General features: G+C 65.2%; 14 protein-coding genes and 1 pseudogene. 9 read left to right on the top strand and 6 right to left on the bottom strand.

Annotated elements, in window-relative coordinates; genetic code table 11:
* Positions 1 to 6: 6 nt before the first annotated feature.
* On the top strand, positions 7 to 840 hold the full coding sequence (locus B4394_RS00005) for an alpha/beta fold hydrolase (protein ID WP_139359901.1): 834 nt from the start codon (positions 7 to 9) through the stop codon (positions 838 to 840).
* A gap of 59 nt (positions 841 to 899) precedes the next feature.
* The gene (locus tag B4394_RS00010) at positions 900 to 1,286 is read left to right on the top strand and encodes a DoxX-related protein (RefSeq protein ID WP_078309034.1); all 387 of its coding nucleotides are present in this window, start codon (positions 900 to 902) and stop codon (positions 1,284 to 1,286) included.
* A 4-nt stretch (positions 1,287 to 1,290) separates the two neighbouring features.
* Here B4394_RS00010 and B4394_RS00015 read toward each other — a convergent pair whose 3' ends face one another.
* Together B4394_RS00015 and B4394_RS00020 are read right to left on the bottom strand one after the other, a co-directional pair.
* Positions 1,291 to 1,824, bottom strand: coding sequence for a DUF3145 domain-containing protein (locus tag B4394_RS00015; protein ID WP_078313780.1), 534 nt, complete (start codon positions 1,822 to 1,824; stop codon positions 1,291 to 1,293).
* A gap of 181 nt (positions 1,825 to 2,005) precedes the next feature.
* A complete protein-coding gene (locus B4394_RS00020; RefSeq protein WP_078313781.1) occupies positions 2,006 to 2,824 on the bottom strand; it encodes a serine hydrolase domain-containing protein in 819 nt (272 codons plus the stop codon).
* 24 nt (positions 2,825 to 2,848) lie between these two features.
* On the opposite strand from B4394_RS00020, the gene B4394_RS00025 reads away from it, so the two are divergent.
* Complete coding sequence (locus B4394_RS00025) at positions 2,849 to 3,937, top strand: S-(hydroxymethyl)mycothiol dehydrogenase (RefSeq protein WP_078313782.1); 1,089 nt, start codon at positions 2,849 to 2,851, stop codon at positions 3,935 to 3,937.
* 6 nt (positions 3,938 to 3,943) lie between these two features.
* Here B4394_RS00025 and B4394_RS00030 read toward each other — a convergent pair whose 3' ends face one another.
* Complete coding sequence (locus tag B4394_RS00030; RefSeq protein WP_078313783.1) at positions 3,944 to 5,008, bottom strand: GGDEF domain-containing protein; 1,065 nt, start codon at positions 5,006 to 5,008, stop codon at positions 3,944 to 3,946.
* A 75-nt stretch (positions 5,009 to 5,083) separates the two neighbouring features.
* Between B4394_RS00030 and B4394_RS00035 the strand changes: the two genes are divergently transcribed.
* Entirely contained in the window at positions 5,084 to 6,457 is a 1,374-nt protein-coding gene (locus B4394_RS00035; protein ID WP_078313784.1) for a styrene monooxygenase/indole monooxygenase family protein, read from the top strand.
* On the opposite strand, the gene B4394_RS00040 is transcribed toward B4394_RS00035, so the two are convergent.
* Positions 6,454 to 7,662: a lipid-transfer protein gene (locus tag B4394_RS00040; protein ID WP_078313785.1), complete on the bottom strand. Its 1,209-nt coding sequence runs from the start codon at positions 7,660 to 7,662 to the stop codon at positions 6,454 to 6,456. The genes B4394_RS00035 and B4394_RS00040 overlap by 4 nt on opposite strands.
* Positions 7,663 to 7,684: 22 nt before the next feature.
* Positions 7,685 to 8,845 carry an acyl-CoA dehydrogenase family protein gene (locus tag B4394_RS00045; RefSeq protein WP_078314190.1) on the bottom strand — a complete coding sequence of 387 codons (1,161 nt, stop codon included), beginning with the start codon at positions 8,843 to 8,845 and terminating at the stop codon, positions 7,685 to 7,687.
* Between the two features lie 80 nt (positions 8,846 to 8,925).
* On the opposite strand from B4394_RS00045, the gene B4394_RS00050 reads away from it, so the two are divergent.
* The 3 genes from B4394_RS00050 to B4394_RS00060 all read left to right on the top strand — a co-directional run bounded on the left by B4394_RS00050 (position 8,926) and on the right by B4394_RS00060 (position 11,745).
* Positions 8,926 to 9,510 carry a TetR/AcrR family transcriptional regulator gene (locus tag B4394_RS00050; RefSeq protein ID WP_078313786.1) on the top strand — a complete coding sequence of 195 codons (585 nt, stop codon included), beginning with the start codon at positions 8,926 to 8,928 and terminating at the stop codon, positions 9,508 to 9,510.
* A 29-nt stretch (positions 9,511 to 9,539) separates the two neighbouring features.
* Complete coding sequence (locus B4394_RS00055) at positions 9,540 to 10,148, top strand: TetR/AcrR family transcriptional regulator (RefSeq protein ID WP_078313787.1); 609 nt, start codon at positions 9,540 to 9,542, stop codon at positions 10,146 to 10,148.
* Between the two features lie 118 nt (positions 10,149 to 10,266).
* A complete protein-coding gene (locus B4394_RS00060) occupies positions 10,267 to 11,745 on the top strand; it encodes a carotenoid oxygenase family protein (protein ID WP_176138267.1) in 1,479 nt (492 codons plus the stop codon).
* Here the strand turns inward: B4394_RS00060 and B4394_RS00065 are convergent.
* Positions 11,742 to 12,254 (bottom strand): MarR family winged helix-turn-helix transcriptional regulator, encoded by a 513-nt coding sequence (locus B4394_RS00065; RefSeq protein ID WP_078313789.1) that lies wholly within the window; start codon positions 12,252 to 12,254, stop codon positions 11,742 to 11,744. The two genes, B4394_RS00060 and B4394_RS00065, sit on opposite strands and share 4 nt — an antisense overlap.
* Positions 12,255 to 12,345: 91 nt before the next feature.
* On the opposite strand from B4394_RS00065, the gene B4394_RS00070 reads away from it, so the two are divergent.
* Together B4394_RS00070 and B4394_RS00075 are read left to right on the top strand one after the other, a co-directional pair.
* Positions 12,346 to 13,323: a quinone oxidoreductase family protein gene (locus B4394_RS00070; protein ID WP_078313790.1), complete on the top strand. Its 978-nt coding sequence runs from the start codon at positions 12,346 to 12,348 to the stop codon at positions 13,321 to 13,323.
* Between the two features lie 57 nt (positions 13,324 to 13,380).
* Positions 13,381 to 15,847, top strand: a pseudogene (locus B4394_RS00075) (glycogen/starch/alpha-glucan phosphorylase).
* The last annotated feature ends 23 nt before the right edge of the window (positions 15,848 to 15,870 follow it).

Consider the following 15,870-nt stretch of genomic DNA (forward strand, 5'->3'; position numbering starts at 1 on the left):
CCCCCTGTGACAGTCGGCACCACACTCACCGTCGACGGACACCGGCTGGCATATCGCCAGTTCGGTTCCGGGGACCGTGTTGTGGTGCTGTCACACGCCTTCCTCACCTCGCATTATCTGGAGCATGCGTGGGCCAAGGAGTTGGCCGAGCGCGGCTTTCGGGTGATCTGCCTGGATCTTCTCGGCACCACCGCCGATGAGCACCCGCTAGAGCCTGACCGTTACAACTCGCAGGCTTTGGGGCGCCAGCTCATTGGCGCGCTGGACGCTCTCGGTATCGAACGCGCGGTGCTCGGCGGCACCTCCATCGGAGCGAACATCTCGGTGGAGGCGGCGGCGTGGGCACCCGAACGAGTGGCCGGTCTGCTGTTGGAGGGACCATTCCTGGAGCGGGGTATCGGTGCGGCCGGCTATCTGTGGTCTGCCGGGCTCACCCTCTTCACCCTTGGGCGGCCGCTGGTGTGGCTGGTCGGCGCGGTGGCCCGATCCTTCCCCGAGACCGAACAACCCACCCTCGGCTTGCTGCGCGAATTCCTGACGGCTCCCCCGTCGCGCTCCGCGGCATTCATGAAGGGCATGCTGGTGGGCCGGATGGCGCCGCCGCGTGCGGTGCGCCGCGCGGTGAATGCGCCCACGATGATTCTCGCGCTCACCGCGGACCCGCTGCATCCCGCGGCCGACGCGCACAACCTCGCCATCGATATCGTTGGTGCACAAGTGATTTCGGCCGGAACGTTGGCCACCTTGCGGTTCTGGCCGCGCCGGGTGACACCCGCGATCGTGAGTTTCCTGGTGGAGACGTTCGGCATCGACGTCACCGCTCGACAAGCCGATGCCTAGCCACCCCCCTACTGTTAGAGTGACGTTTCATTCACATAATCGACAAGGGAGTCTGGGGAATGGCACTGCGGCGTAAGAAGGCACTCAAGTTGCTTGTCGACGGTCAGCCGACCGCGACGCTCGTCACGACCAAGGTCGGCCCGAGCCTGTTCCAGCGGCTTTCGGTGCTCATCGCCAACCTGATCCGCATCGGATTCCGGGCGGGCGGTGCGGGCCTGGCCGCCACCGGCGTTGCGCATTTCGTCGCGCCCCAGCCGTTCGAGTCTCTCTCCAAGGTCGCCTTCCCGGAGGACACCCGCCGCTGGGTCTACCAGAACGGCTTCACCGAGCTCTTGCTCGGACTCGCGCTGGCGTTCCGGCGTACCCGCATCGTGGGCAGCCTTGGCGGCCTTGCCTACATCGGTTTCCTGGTGAGCCGCCTGGTCGCCAACGCCAACAAGAGCTGAGGCTCTAACCGACTCCGCGGAGCCAGGTGACCTCGGCGCCGTCGCCGCCGCTGCGGTACGGCTCCAGGGCGTCATCCCACGCGCTGCCCAGCATGGTGTCGAGTTCGGCGGTGATGCTGCCGGGATCGGCGTCCATCAGGCCGCGCAACCGCATCTCGCTGACCATGATGTCGCCGTTGGCACTCGTGCTGCCGCTCCACATGCCGAGTTGCGGGACGTGGCTGAAGCGCTGACCGTCGACGCCATCGCTGGCATCCTCGGTGACCTCGAAACGAAGTACCGGCCAGGAGCGCAGGGCGTTGGCCAGGCGGGCACCGGTACCGACCGGGCCAACCCAGTTGGTGACGGCACGCAGCTGCCCCGGCATGGCCGGTTGCGCTTGCCAGCGCAGCTTCACCGCGTCAGCGGTGCGGCCGGACGTGATCGCCGACAGAGTCGACGACAAAGCCCACTCGACGTGCGGGCACACTGCGGCCGGTGAGGCATGGACATACACCACGCCGGTTGTCGAGTCGGCGAACTGAGGCGACGCGTGCATTCGTAGTGCTCCTTTGTCTTCGACGAGGACGTCTTCCCCAACGGCTCGCGAAGCTTTTAGAGCGTGTTACTGAATTACACCTATGTGCCTTGTGACACCATTGTGCCTTCTGATGCGCGTGTTGCGCCAGTCCTAGGGGCCAATTTGAGGTAACGGCTTCCTGAGAGTTTGTGGTGAGCCCTTATCCGAACTCGGCCAGCACCGCGTCGGACAGCTGTGGCCACACCTGATTGGCCCAGCCGTCGAAAGATCTGTCCGTGAGCACGACGAGCGCCAGGTCGACGCTCGGGTCCACCCAGAGGAAGGTGCCCGCCTGCCCGAAGTGGCCATAGGTGGCCGGTGAGTTCTCGCTGCCGGTCCAGTGCGGGAGCTTGGTGCCCTTGATCTCGAAACCCAGCCCCCAGTCGTTGGGGCGTTGCACGCCATACCCGGGCAGCACTCCGTCCAGCCCCGCAAACACGACGTTTGTCGCACGATGATGTGTCTCGGCCGTGACAAGACGCGGCCGCAACAGGTCACCGGCGAAGGCCGCGAGGTCCACGACCGTGGAGGCTCCCCCGTACCCGGCGGTGTCTGCCCCGCCAGGTAACACCGTGTCCCCCATACCCAGCGGCTCCAACACGGCCTCGCGAAGATACGTACCGAACTCGATGGTGGCCCCGGCGGCCACCGCATGCGCCACCACGGCGAATCCGTAGTTCGAATACACGCGACGCGTGCCCGGCTTGGCGATGATGGCGTCAGAGAGCAGCGACAGCCCCGAAGCATGTGCGAGCAAGTGCTCGACGGTCGAGCCGGGAGGCCCAGCCGGGGTGGCGAGATCGACGGCCCCCTCTTCGAGCGCCACCTGTGCGGCCCGCGCCACCAAGGGCTTGGTGACCGACGCGAGGGCGAATTGGTGCGTCACCGGGCCTATGTGGGCCCTAATCCCCTCCGGCCCCACCACGGCGGCGGAAACGGTGGGCACTGGCCAATCGGCGACGAGGTCGAGGGCACTCACACGGATGACGATAGTGTCTGGCGCATGGCTCAAACGGTGCGCGGTGTGATCGCTCGGTCGGTGAAGGCTCCGGTGGAATTGGTGGACATCGTGGTGCCCGATCCGGGCCCGGGTGAGGTTGTGGTCAAGGTGCAGGCGTGCGGGGTATGCCACACCGATCTGACCTACCGCGAGGGCGGCATCAACGACGAGTTCCCCTTCCTACTCGGCCATGAGGCCGCCGGAATCGTCGAAACCGTCGGCGCCGGAGTAACCACCGTGGAGCCCGGTGATTTCGTAATCCTGAACTGGCGCGCGGTGTGCGGGGTGTGCCGGGCCTGCAAGCGCGGCCGCCCGCAATACTGCTTCGACACCTTCAATGCCACCCAGAAGATGACCCTCACCGATGGCACCGAGCTGACCCCCGCCCTGGGCATCGGCGCGTTCATCGAAAAGACGCTGGTCCACGCCGGGCAATGCACCAAGGTCGACCCCTCTGCCGACCCGGCCGTGGTCGGGCTATTGGGGTGCGGGGTGATGGCCGGTTTGGGCGCGGCCGTCAACACCGGCAACGTGGGCCGCGATGACACCGTCGCGGTCATCGGCTGCGGCGGAGTCGGCGACGCCGCCATCGCCGGGGCCAAACTCGCCGGGGCCCGCACCATCATCGCCATCGACACCGACGACAAAAAGCTGCAGTGGGCCAAGGACTTCGGTGCCACGCACACCATCAACGCCCGCCAGGTCGACGATGTGATCACCGCGGTGCAGGACCTCACGGACGAGTTCGGCGCGGATGTCGTGATCGATGCGGTCGGGCGCCCGGAAACCTGGAAGCAGGCGTTCTACGCCCGCGATCTGGCCGGCACCGTGGTGCTCGTCGGAGTCCCCACCCCCGACATGAAGCTTGAGATGCCGCTGATCGACTTCTTCTCCCGCGGCGGATCGTTGAAGTCTTCCTGGTACGGCGACTGCCTGCCCGAACGCGACTTCCCCACCCTGGTCAGCCTCTATCAGCAGGGCCGGTTGCCGCTGGACCGCTTCGTCACCGAACGCATCGGCATCGACAACATCGAAGAAGCCTTCGACAAGATGCACCACGGACAGGTCCTGCGCTCTGTCGTCGTGCTGTAACCGCACTCAGTGCTGGGGATCTAGCATCCCGCGAGAGCTTTTGACCTTGTACAACTCGTAATCTGCCTGTTGGACAAGCGAATCCAAGTCGACTTTGCCGCCGGTTTGGGACTGCCAGGCGGCGCCGACGCTGACGCTCCAGGTGTCAATCCCCGCGCGCGGAGTGCTGACGCGGCGAATGGTGGTGTCGATGTTCTCGGCACGGCCGGGGAAGGCCACCACCAAGAACTCGTCGCCACCGATGCGCGCGGCGATCTCGCCGACACGCGTGCTCGCCGTGAGCATGGCGGCCACTGCCTTCAACATCGCATCGCCGGCGCCGTGACCGCGGGTGTCATTGAGTTCTTTGAGCCCGTCCACATCCATCAAGACCACGACGACGTCGACGGCGTCGATGCGGCCGCGGTGCAGCAAGTCAATCGCGGTGGTCACGCCTCGACGGTTCAACAGACCCGTGAGCGGATCGCGGTTTGCCGAGACCGCCGCGGCCAGGATTGAGTCCCGGCCGCCTTCGAGGACCAGCTGGATGATGGTCGGCATCAACACCACCGCGGCGAGCGTGGGTGCTCCATAGGTGAACTGCGCCGACAACGACGCGCCGTCGACCACGACGTTCATCACCACCAGCGCGCCGAACAACGTCAGGGCGAACCCGCAGTGCGTCACCAACGCGCGTCTACCCAGGAAAAAGGTGGGAAGAAGGCCGACCAGGCCCAGGTACACGACCGCGCAGATCCTGGCCGTCGGGTCGGAAAACGTGGCTGCCGCTATCGCCAGAGTCACGTCCGCCCACGCCACGAACGCGACCATGCCGCGCCGGTTCGGCCAGGGAAAGAAGATCCAGCACAGACCGACGATCACCGCCATCACGGCCGCGATGGCCTGGATCGTGCGAGGCCACACCCCCTGCGGCCCCAATGGGTTGAACTGGGTGGCTCCCGCCAGAACCACGATGGAAAAGCACAGGAGCCCGATGCCCACCTTGAGCTGCCTCAACTGCCCGGCGTCGCGAAGCGCATCGGTAACCAGAAGGTACTGAAACCCTGGCTCTAGCTGCTGCCGACTTTGCACACTCGATTATGGCCCTTGCAATCACCCTGAGCAGGTGGCTTTCCCACACAAGGCCGTACGCCGATAGTGGCGGGCATGACGACACGACACGGGCGCAGGGCGGCAATCATCGGTGCGGGACAGACCGGCGCCACGGCTGCACTGGGACTGCTGGACAAAGGTTTTGACGTCACCGTTTACAGCGATCGCGATCAGAGAAGTTTGCGGCAGGACGTGCCCGCGACCGGCACCGCGCTGATCTTCGGGGAAGCGCAGCGTGCCGAGGCGGGCCTGGGGCTGACCAACTACCTGGAACCGGGCCCCACCTCCACCGGGCTCAGTGTGCGCCTGGTCGACGGCAACGAGCCCGGCCGCCCCGAGGTCATCGCCTTCGACGCCGACTTCGACGGCGGTACCCAGGGCGTCGCCGTCGACACCCGGCTCAAGGCCGATGATCGCCTCACCCAGTTCCAGGAACGCGGTGGGCGTTTCGTCGTGGAACAGGTGGACCCAGAAAAGCTTGACTCGATCGCCGCCGCGCATGACCTGACCTTGGTGGCGACCGGCCGCGGCGGGCTGTCCTCGCTGTTCCCGGTGGATGCCTCCCGCACGGTGTACGACCGCCCACAACGGCGGCTGCTGATGCTGACGGTCGCGGGCCTGGGACACGGGCCCGATGTCTTCGCCCATCGGGGACCGGCCGGTGGGCGCCACAGCGCGTTCTCCTTCATTACCGATCAGGGCGAGGCGTGGTGGGGTCCGTACCTACACAAGGACGCGGGACCGTCCTGGTCGTTTCTGACCTGGGCCAAGCCCGGTAGCGACTGGGAACGACGCTATGCCGCCGTCGACAGCGCCGCTGCCGCACTGGAAGCGGTCACCGACGTGCATCGCGAGTACATCGACTGGGATCTACCGGAAGTGTTGTCGCTCAACGTCATCGAGGAAGACCCACATTCGTGGATCACCGGCGCGGTCACCCAGCTGGTGCGGCACGGCGCGGGGCACACCGCCAGCGGACATCCCGTGGCGGCCCTCGGTGACACCGCCGTGGCCTATGACCCGATCGCCGGGCAGGGCGCGCAGGGCGGCCTGGTCCAGGCGGCAGCACTGGTCCACAAGGCCGCCGCGCATGACGGCCCCTTCGACACCGCCTGGCTCACTGCTGCTTTCGAGGAGTTCTACGACCGGCGGGCACGCGCCGCGCAGCTGGTCACCAGGCTCTACCTCGGCGATGACGAGCTGCACGACTACGGCGACCTGTTCTTCGCGGCGGGTCACGTCCACGAGGGATTCGCATCCAAACTGTTCAGCCTGCTCGACGATCCGAAGCCCTTCGAGAGGGTCACCTCAATCGAAGCCGCCAAGGAGCTCATCACCGAGTGGGCGGGGGAATCCGCCGACGCCATCCTGGAGCGGTTCTCCCCCGCCGGCCGGTTCGCCCGGTCCGGGCTGGTGCGCGCCGCTTAGCGCTGCGCCGGGCGGTACGCCGTGACGACCACCGAACCGCCGAGCCCGATGTTGTGCTGCAGGGCCACGCCGTCCTTGGTGGCTGCGCCGGCGACCTGACGCTTGCCGGCCTGCCCGCGCAGTTGCCAGTTCAGTTCCGCGCACTGGGCCAGGCCGGTGGCGCCCAGCGGGTGTCCTTTGGAGATCAGGCCGCCGGACGGGTTGACCACCCATTTACCGCCGAAGGTGGTGTCCTGGTTGTCGATCAGCTTGCCTGCCTCACCCTGCTCGCAGAAGCCGAGCGCCTCGTACACCAGAATTTCGTTGGCCGAGAAGCAGTCATGCAGCTCTACTACGTCGATGTCCTCGGGGCCGATTTGCGCCTGCTCGTACACGGCAGCGATCGCCGCCTTGTTCATGTGCGCGCCGACGATGCCCGCCGCGGTGCCGTCGAAGGTGTCGGCCCGGTCGGTGACGGTGGCCTGCCCGACGATCTCGACGGCCTGGTCCGCGAGTCCGTGTTTGTCGACGAACTCCTCACTGGCCACGATGGCTGCCGCCGACCCATCGGAGGTCGGTGAGCACTGCAGCTTGGTCAGCGGCGCCACGATGCTCCGCGACGACAGGATGTCTTCCAGCGAGTACTCGTCCTGGAATTGGCTGTACGGGTTGTTCACCGAGTGCTTGTGGTTCTTGTAGCCAATCCACGCCAGCTGCTCGGCGGTCAGGCCGTACTCGCGCATGTACTCCTCGGCCGCGGCGGCGAACATCCATGCAGTCATGGGCATTTGCGGCGGGGTCAGTTCGCGGAGTCGGTTGATCTGTGGCATCAACGGCGACTCGCGGTCGGTGAACTTCATGCTCAGCGAGCCGCGCTCCATCTTCTCGAACCCGGCGGCCATGACGACGTCGGACTGGCCGCTGCGAATGGCGTTGGCCGCCATGAACAGTGCGGTCGATCCCGTCGAACAGTTGCTGTTGACGTTGTAGATCGGAATGCCGGTGTGGCCCAGCTCGTAGAGGGCACGATGCCCGGAACACGAGTCACCATAGACGTTTCCGACGAAAGCCTGCTCAATCTGTTCGTATCGGACCCCGGCATCGTCGAGCGCCTTGGTTCCGCTCTCCTTGACCATCGCCGGGTAATCCCAGCCCTCACGACTCCCCGGCTTCTCGAACTTCGTCATGCCGACGCCGACGACAAACGCCCTGTTCTGCTGCTTCATTGTCGCTCCTTATCGCGTCTGGTCACAAAGACCGAGAGATGAGTTCTTTCATGATTTCGCTTGTGCCGCCGTAGATCTTGTTGACGCGTGCGGCGGCGTACGCCCGGGCGATCGGGTACTCCATCATGTATCCGTATCCGCCGAAGAACTGGACACACCGATCGACCACCGCAACCCCCTTGTCGGTGGCCACCAGCTTGGCGATGGAGGCCGTCGCGGGGTCATTGGCGCCGTCGATGTAGTTCTGGATGCACCAGTCGACGGTTGTCTTGATCGACAGCACCTCGGCCTTCAGCTCGGCCAGCTGGAACCTGGTGTTCTGAAACTTGATGAGCGGCTGGCCGAATGCCTCACGCTCTTTGGTGTACTTGATCGACTCCAGCACCGCGGCCTCGGCCATTCCGGCGTTCCCCGACGCGATGATGAGGCGCTCGCGCGCCAGCTGTGTCATGAGCTGGATGAACCCCTGGCCATCCTCCTCGCCGAGCCGGTTGGCCACCGGCACCCGCATATCGCTGAAGAACAGCTCGCGGGTGTCCTGCCCGTGTTGCCCCACCTTCTCGAGCACCCGGCCTCGCTCGAACCCGGGCAGGTCCTTGGTTTCGGCGACGATGAGCGATATCCCCTTCGCCCCCTGGGATGGATCGGTCTTGGCCACGATCACCAGCAGGTCACAGTGTGTGCCGTTGGAGATGAATGTCTTCGAGCCGTTGATCACGTAGTGGTCGCCATCCCGGACCGCACTGGTGCGTACCCCTTGCAGATCGGATCCCGTCCCGGGCTCCGTCATGGCGATGGCCAGGACCAGGTCGCCGCTGATGATGCCCGGCATCCAGCGATCCTTCTGTTCGGTGTTGCCGTAGGTGTTGATGTAGTGCGCGACGATCGGCGAGTGCACGCCCCAGCCCGTCGCGGTGTCCTGGGCAAGCGCAAGTTCCTCGGCCACCACCGCGGAGAATCCGAAATCGCCTCCAGCGCCGCCATATTCCTCAGGAAGGTCCAGGCCGAGCAGACCGGCGTCGCCCAGCTTATTCCAGAATTCGCGGTCCACCTGGTGCTGCGCGCTCCAGCGTTCCTGGTTGGGCGTGGACTCCTTGCGCAGAAACTCGGCAGCGTGCTTGCGCAGGTCGCGGTGCGCATCGGTCTCCCAGGACGCGCGATAGGACGGGAATAGTGCGGACATCTTCATTGACCTCCTCGTCAAGACGATACAAGTGTATCGTTTCAGATTCGTTTGTAAAGGGGTGCGGTACGATGCGGCGTATGGCAAACCCGCGCGCGGCCGACGAGGACTTGACCGCGAAGGCGCGCATTCGCAACACCGCACTGGATTTGTATGCCCAGTACGGTGAAGAACGAATTTCGTTGCGCGCGGTCGCATCCGAGGCCGGGGTGACACTCGGCCTGGTGCAACATCATTTCAAGACCAAGGCTGGTCTGCGCGAGGCCGTTGATCAGCTGGTCGTCGACTACCACGTCGAGGCACTGCGATCGGTCGAAGCAGAAACGGACCCGCGCAAGCTCGCCGCGGCCCGCGATGCCGCCGTCGTCGCGATGCTCAAGGCGAACCCCCCGATCGTCAACTACGTGCGCCGGGCCGTGCTCGAGCCTTCCGAAGAGCAACTGAGCATGCTGAATGCGTTGATTCAGCTGACGCGGGACGAGGTGGCCACCCTCCGCGAGGAGGGCATGGCCCCCACTGATCGTGCCGAGTCCACTCAGGTTGTGTCCGTGATGGTTCGGCAGATGGGCGCCCTGCTGCTACAACCACTCATCGACGCGGTGTGGGACCGCCTGGAGCACGGGGACACCCCGAAACCCACGCTATCCATCAAAGTGCTCGACTAACCGCAACCGCCAGCGGTTACGGTACTGACGTGACATCACGCAGCCCTGGCTATCGGCCCACCGATGACGATCTACTCGACTTGGTGTTACCCGTTGTGGCCGAACAGGGTTGCGGGGCAGTCACTATGGACCAGATCGCGGCGTCCGGCCAGGTGACCAAACAGACGCTCTACGCACACTTCGGCTCCAAGGATGGATTGCTCATCCGACTCGTCGGGCGCGAGGCAACCCTGATGCGCGCGATCTTCGACGACGTATCGATGCCGGAGAACGTCGACCTGAATGACCCGGCGGCGTCGCTAAGCGATGCCCTGAAGCCATTCTTCATCCATGCCGCCACCCGCCCGCTGGGCATGCGGCTGCTGGCCGACTCCACCGCGCCGCATGTCCCGGGATTTGATCAGCAGGTGCTCACCGATGCCGTGTCCCGGATCATGAGCATCCTCGACTTCTGGGAACCGGTGCATGACGAGGCCGAGACGCACCGGCGCCTACTGCTGTCGACCATGAGCGCGCAAGCCATCAGGTCGGGGGTCTTGACCGCCATCGCTCACCACATCGACCCCGAGGTTTCGGTACGCACCTGCGCGGCATACATCGTCGCCGGCATCAGCGCCGCCTATCCGGAGCCCACCTAACCCACATCCCTCTCGCGGCGCGCCACCGAATTTGGCTCTTGCCATACCCATTCATGCGGTCTACCGTCGAGCTTGACTCTATGTTCTAGCTTCGATGATGCAGCCAAAGGATGTTGACATGGATATAGATCTGCTTGCCGACGAGCATGTGCTCCCGGTCGATCGGGAGACAACAGCGACCGCCCTGCGGGTGACCGGTGAGATACCGAAATTCCTGAACGGCCGTTACGTACGTACCGGCCCCAATCCGCTTCCCGGGCAATATGACCCCGACAACTACTCGGTGTTCGGCCTGACCGGCGATGGCATGGTGCACGGAGTGCGGCTGCGCGATGGCCGCGCCGAGTGGTATCGCAGCCGGTGGGTGCGCACACCGAAGGTGTCCAGACTGCTCGGCGAGAAGCCGAAGCCGGCCAACTATCGCGCCGGTATAACCACCGTGTCCCCGCAGACGAATGTGTACGGCTTCGCCGGCAAGACGATCGTCAGCGCCGAGGGCGGTCTCGCGCCTTACGAGTTGAACGATGAACTGGAGACCGTCGGAACCTGCGATTTCGGCCGAACACTGGAGGGCGGATACACCGGACATCCCAAGCTGGATCCGGTGACCGGCGAGTTACACGCTGTGACCTACCAACTCGTCGGGCCCGCGGTGGCGCGCTATGTGGTCATCGATCCCCACGGCACGGTGCGCAAGAGCGTGCCGCTCGACGTGCCAGGCAGGCCATTACTGCACGACATCGCCCTGAGCGAGAACTACGTGATGATCTTCGACTGCCCGCTGGTGATCGACCTCAGCTTGCTGACCCGCCGTATCGCACCGCCACTCATCGGCCGCATAGCCGCCGTGCTGTTGACCCGGTTCGAGCCGCCCGCTTTGTTCGGTCCGGTGATGGCCCGGGCGCCCCTGCCCAAGACGGCGGAGGTGCCGCTGCAGTGGAAGAGCGCGCATCCGAGCCGCATTGGAGTGATCCCGCGCCGGGGACCGGCAACGATTCGCTGGTTCGACATCGAACCGTGCTACGTGTTCCACACCCTCAACGCCCACGAGGAGAACGGCACCATCGTGGTCGACGCCTGCCGAATCACCGGCCCCGACCACGATGCGAAGTACGAGATCGCAAATGTGTTCGATTCCGGGCGCCCACGGCTGCACCGGTGGGAGGTCGACCTGGAGACCGGCGTGGTCAAGGAATCATGGACGGACGAACGCCTCCAGGAGTTCCCGATGGTCGACCCGCGCCGGGTCAGCCTGCCGCACCGGTATGGATTCACCACGAGCGTCGGCGACACCGATATCGACACCCTGCAAAGCCTCGATGACGCCCGTGCCTCACTGATTCGCTATGACCTCACCAACGGCGGCACCACCGAACACAAGCTGGAGGCCGGACACATACCGGGCGAGTTCTCCCCCGTGCCCCGCTCCGAGGACGCCGAGGAAGGCGACGGGGTGCTCATCGGATATGAACACGATCGCAGTACCCTGCTGAGCAATATGTTGATCCTCGACGCTCAGTCGATGGAAAAACTTGCCACCATTCATCTTCCAGCACGGATACCGTTTCAGTTCCACGGCAACTGGATCCCGGCCTAACCGCCCTTGGCCACGATCCGCACCCCGTCCCTGCCCGCCGCCAGCAGATCCTGCAGTACCTTCTCGACAACCTGCAGATCGGCATTGCTGTAGCGCCGCAGGAAGTCGCGCACGCCGCGCTCCATCTCCTCGTGCAGCCGGCTGTGCACATCGACGACAGTGCGCCCATCGTCGGTCAAAATGAGCTCGATCTCCTTGCGGTTACCAGGAATCGGCGCACGTTGGACCCAGCCCGCATCCACCAGGCGCTGCACATGCTTGGACACGGTGCCCTTGAGCTGACCCGAGCGCGCGGCCAGGCCCACCACACTGACCGGCCCGTCGGCGATCGCGGCCAACAGATGCAGCGACAGCGTCGGCAGTGTCCTGATGAGGTGTTCCATCCGGCGCGGGAGCCGCTCGGCCAGGAAATCGCGCTCGGCATCCGCATCCTCGTCCGGGTCGAACTTGTCCCCCACGGCGCCCACCAGGGTGTTGATGCTGCCGATCAACGCCGACTTGGTTTTCATGGAAACCATATTGCCATCCGGCGACTCGCGCCGTACATTGTTTGTATGGTTTCGATGGAAACCATTTCTACAGAAACTTGAGGAGCACGCCATGAAGGCAGCAGTCGTGCACGCGTGGGGGCAGCAGCCCGTCTACACCGACTTCCCCGACCCCCAGGCGCCCGAGGACGCCGAGATCGCCACCGTGGAGGCATCGGCCCTGACCAACCTGACCCGCGCCGTCATCTCCGGAAAGCACTACAGCAGCAAGGAAATCACTCTTCCGGCAATTGCCGGTGTCGACGGTGTCGCCCGGCTGGCCAGCGGCAAGCGGGTGTACACCGGGTCTATCGCGCCGCACGGCCTGATGGCCGAGCGCACCGTCGTGTACCCCGCCGGCGCCGTCGAGGTGCCCGAGCACGTCGATTCGGTGACCGCCGCCGCGATACCCAATCCCGGAATATCGGCCTGGTTGGCCCTGTCCTATGGCGCCTCGGTGCAGCCCGGCCAGCATGTGCTGGTGCTGGGAGCCACCGGAGTGACCGGCTCGCTGGCGGTCCAGCTGGCGAAATCGGTGTTCGGCGCCGCGCACGTGACGGTCGCAGGCCGCAGCGCCGAACGGCTGGCCTGGCTGCGCACCGTAGGGGCTGACGATGTCATCACGCTGGGCAGCGACGACCTCACCGAGGCCATCACCGCGCGACACGCGGCGCGCCCGTTCGACGCGGTGCTGGACTACCTGTGGGGCTCCCCCGCCGAACAAACCCTCAACGCGCTGGCCGCCAGCCACCCGTCGGCACACTTCCACGCCACCCGCTTCGTGCAGATCGGCGCGATGACCGGAGAGACGGTCAGTGTCAGCGCCTCCACGCTGCGCAGCACCGGCATCACCCTGTCCGGTGTCGGGATTGGCAGTGTGCCGCCCGAGGCCTTGCTGAGCGCACGCTCCGAGGCCCTACCGAAGCTGTTCGCCATGGTCGACAGCGGAGACCTGCAGCTGCAGACGCTGGCCCGGCCGCTGGCCGATATCGAAACCGTCTGGGCGGCAAAGGAGCCGTCCGGGGTGCGCGTGGTGGTCACCCCCCAGTAACCTGCCGGTCGCCTATTTCCGGTTTTCCCGTGCGCCATTCGATGGCACGGTATGGACATGACGCACTCCGCCGAGCTTGACCATGACGAGCACTCCCGCACCGGCCTGAATGCCGACACTCTGCAGAGAGCCATCATCGATCATCTGCGGTACTCGATTGGGCGTCCGGCGAGCGTGCTCACGCCCGCGCACTACTACCGCGCCCTGGCACTCGCGGTCCGAGATCGCATGCAGCAGCGCTGGATTGCCAGCATGCAGACCTATCTGGATCTGAGCCGCAAGGTGGCGGTGTATCTGTCGGCGGAGTTCCTGATGGGGCCGCAGCTGGGCAACAACCTGCTCAACCTGCAGATCGAGCAGCAGGCTCGCGATGCCCTCTCGGCGTTAGGCCAGGACCTTGACGAGGTGCTCGAGTGCGAGGAAGAGCCGGGTCTGGGTAACGGCGGCCTGCTACATGGACTCGCTGGCCACCCTGGATCGTCCGGCAATCGGCTACGGCATCCGGTACGAGTACGGGATCTTCGACCAGGAGATCCGCGATGGGTGGCAGGTCGAGAAGACCGACAACTGGCTCGACAACGGAAACCCCTGGGAAATCGCCAAACCCGATCTCAACTTCCTCGTCGGCTGGGGTGGCCACACCGAGCAGTATCTGGATGAGGACGGAAACTTCCGGGCGCGCTGGATCCCGCAGCGCTTCCTCAAGGGCATTCCGTACGACACGCCCATCCAGGGCTACGGCGTGAACACCTGCAACACCCTGACGCTGTGGAGCGCCCGCGCGGTGCAGTCGTTTGAGCTGGACGCCTTCAACGCCGGCGACTACTACAAGGCCGTCGAGGACGAGGTGTCCTCCGAAACCGTCACCAAGGTGCTCTACCCCAATGACGAGCCCGAGGCCGGTAAGCGGCTGCGGCTGCTGCAGCAGCACTTCTTCGTCTCCTGCTCACTGCAGCGCGTGCTGCACATCCTGGAGGATGTGGCGGAGCGCCCCGTCAACGAGCTGGCCGAACAATTCGCCTTGCAGCTCAACGACACTCACCCGTCCATCGGTGTCGCGGAGTTGATGCGGCTGCTGCTCGACGAGCGCGCCCTGGGCTGGGACGAGGCCTGGGAGATCACCGTGGCGGCCTTCGGATACACCAACCACACCCTGCTGCCCGAGGCCCTCGAGACGTGGCCGCTGGGACTGTTCGCCGAGTCGCTGCCGCGGCACCTGGAGATCATCTACGAGATCAACCGCCGGTTCCTGGACGAGGTCCGGTCGCGCTTCCCCGGTGACGACGCGCGGGTACGGCGTATGTCGCTCATCGGCGAAGAGGGCGGCAAGAGTGTGCGGATGGCGCACCTGGCCACCGTCGGCAGCCACGCCATCAACGGTGTGGCCGCACTGCATTCGGAGCTGCTCAAAGAGAGCGTGCTCAAGGACTTCTACGAGCTGTGGCCCGAGCGGTTCAGCAATAAGACCAACGGGGTGACGCCGCGCCGGTTCCTGGCGCTGGCCAATCCGGGCCTGCGAGAGCTACTCGACGACGCTATCGGCGAGGGCTGGGTGGCGGATCTGACCCGGCTGCGCGAGCTGGAGCCCTACGCCGAGGACTCGTCCTTCCGGATGCAGTGGCGAGAGGTCAAGCGCCTCAACAAGGCCCGGCTCGCCGAGTATGTGCTCGCGAGCACCGGGGTGGATCTGGACCCCACCTGGATGTTCGACATCCAGGTCAAACGAATCCACGAGTACAAGCGCCAGCACCTCAACGTGCTGCACATCGTGACGCTGTACCACCGGCTCAAGCAGAATCCGGATCTGCGGATCGCACCACGCGCCTTCATTTTCGGCGGTAAGGCCGCGCCCGGATACTTCATGGCTAAGCGGATCATCAAGCTCATCAACGCGGTCGCCGAGACCGTCAACAACGACCCGCACGTCAGCCAGTTCCTCAAGGTGGCGTTCCTGCCGAACTTCAATGTCAAGAGCGCGCACCTGATCTACCCGGCCGCCGATCTGTCCGAACAGATTTCGACGGCGGGCAAGGAGGCGTCGGGCACCGGGAACATGAAGTTCATGCTCAACGGGGCACTCACCATCGGCACGCTGGACGGCGCCAACGTCGAGATGCTCGAGGAGGCCGGGGCCGAGAACTTCTTCCTGTTCGGGCTCACGGTCGATGAGGTACAGCGCCTGGTGCACGAAGGATACCGGCCCGAGGACTTCGTCGGGCTCAATGAAGAACTCCGCACCGTGCTGGATCTGATTGCCGGTGGCCGCTTCTCGGGTGGAGATCCGTCGGTGTTCGCACCGATCGTGGACTCGCTGCGCGGTCACGACCCGTTCCTGGTGCTGGCCGACTACTCCTCGTACATCGAGTGCCAGGAGCGGGTGTCGCAGGCCTGGCACGACGTGACGGCGTGGACGCGGATGTCGATCCTGAACACCGCGCGCGGCGGCAAGTTCTCCTCGGACCGCGCCATCGCCGAGTACTGCGACGAGATCTGGGGTGTGCAGCCCGTCACCGTGCAGGTGTAGCCATTCCCCGGATATACACCTTG

This window comes from Mycobacterium sp. D16Q16 (assembly GCF_002013745.1).
GTDB lineage: Bacteria > Actinomycetota > Actinomycetes > Mycobacteriales > Mycobacteriaceae > Mycobacterium.

Coding starts and splice junctions, on each gene's coding strand:
- B4394_RS00035 (WP_078313784.1), top strand. CDS start 5,084: ATGACGACACGACACGGGCGCAGGGCGGCAATCATCGGTGCGGGACAG.
- B4394_RS00045 (WP_078314190.1), bottom strand. CDS start 8,845: ATGTCCGCACTATTCCCGTCCTATCGCGCGTCCTGGGAGACCGATGCG.
- B4394_RS00010 (WP_078309034.1), top strand. CDS start 900: ATGGCACTGCGGCGTAAGAAGGCACTCAAGTTGCTTGTCGACGGTCAG.
- B4394_RS00050 (WP_078313786.1), top strand. CDS start 8,926: ATGGCAAACCCGCGCGCGGCCGACGAGGACTTGACCGCGAAGGCGCGC.
- B4394_RS00060 (WP_176138267.1), top strand. CDS start 10,267: ATGGATATAGATCTGCTTGCCGACGAGCATGTGCTCCCGGTCGATCGG.
- B4394_RS00025 (WP_078313782.1), top strand. CDS start 2,849: ATGGCTCAAACGGTGCGCGGTGTGATCGCTCGGTCGGTGAAGGCTCCG.
- B4394_RS00015 (WP_078313780.1), bottom strand. CDS start 1,824: ATGCACGCGTCGCCTCAGTTCGCCGACTCGACAACCGGCGTGGTGTAT.
- B4394_RS00070 (WP_078313790.1), top strand. CDS start 12,346: ATGAAGGCAGCAGTCGTGCACGCGTGGGGGCAGCAGCCCGTCTACACC.
- B4394_RS00040 (WP_078313785.1), bottom strand. CDS start 7,662: ATGAAGCAGCAGAACAGGGCGTTTGTCGTCGGCGTCGGCATGACGAAG.
- B4394_RS00065 (WP_078313789.1), bottom strand. CDS start 12,254: ATGAAAACCAAGTCGGCGTTGATCGGCAGCATCAACACCCTGGTGGGC.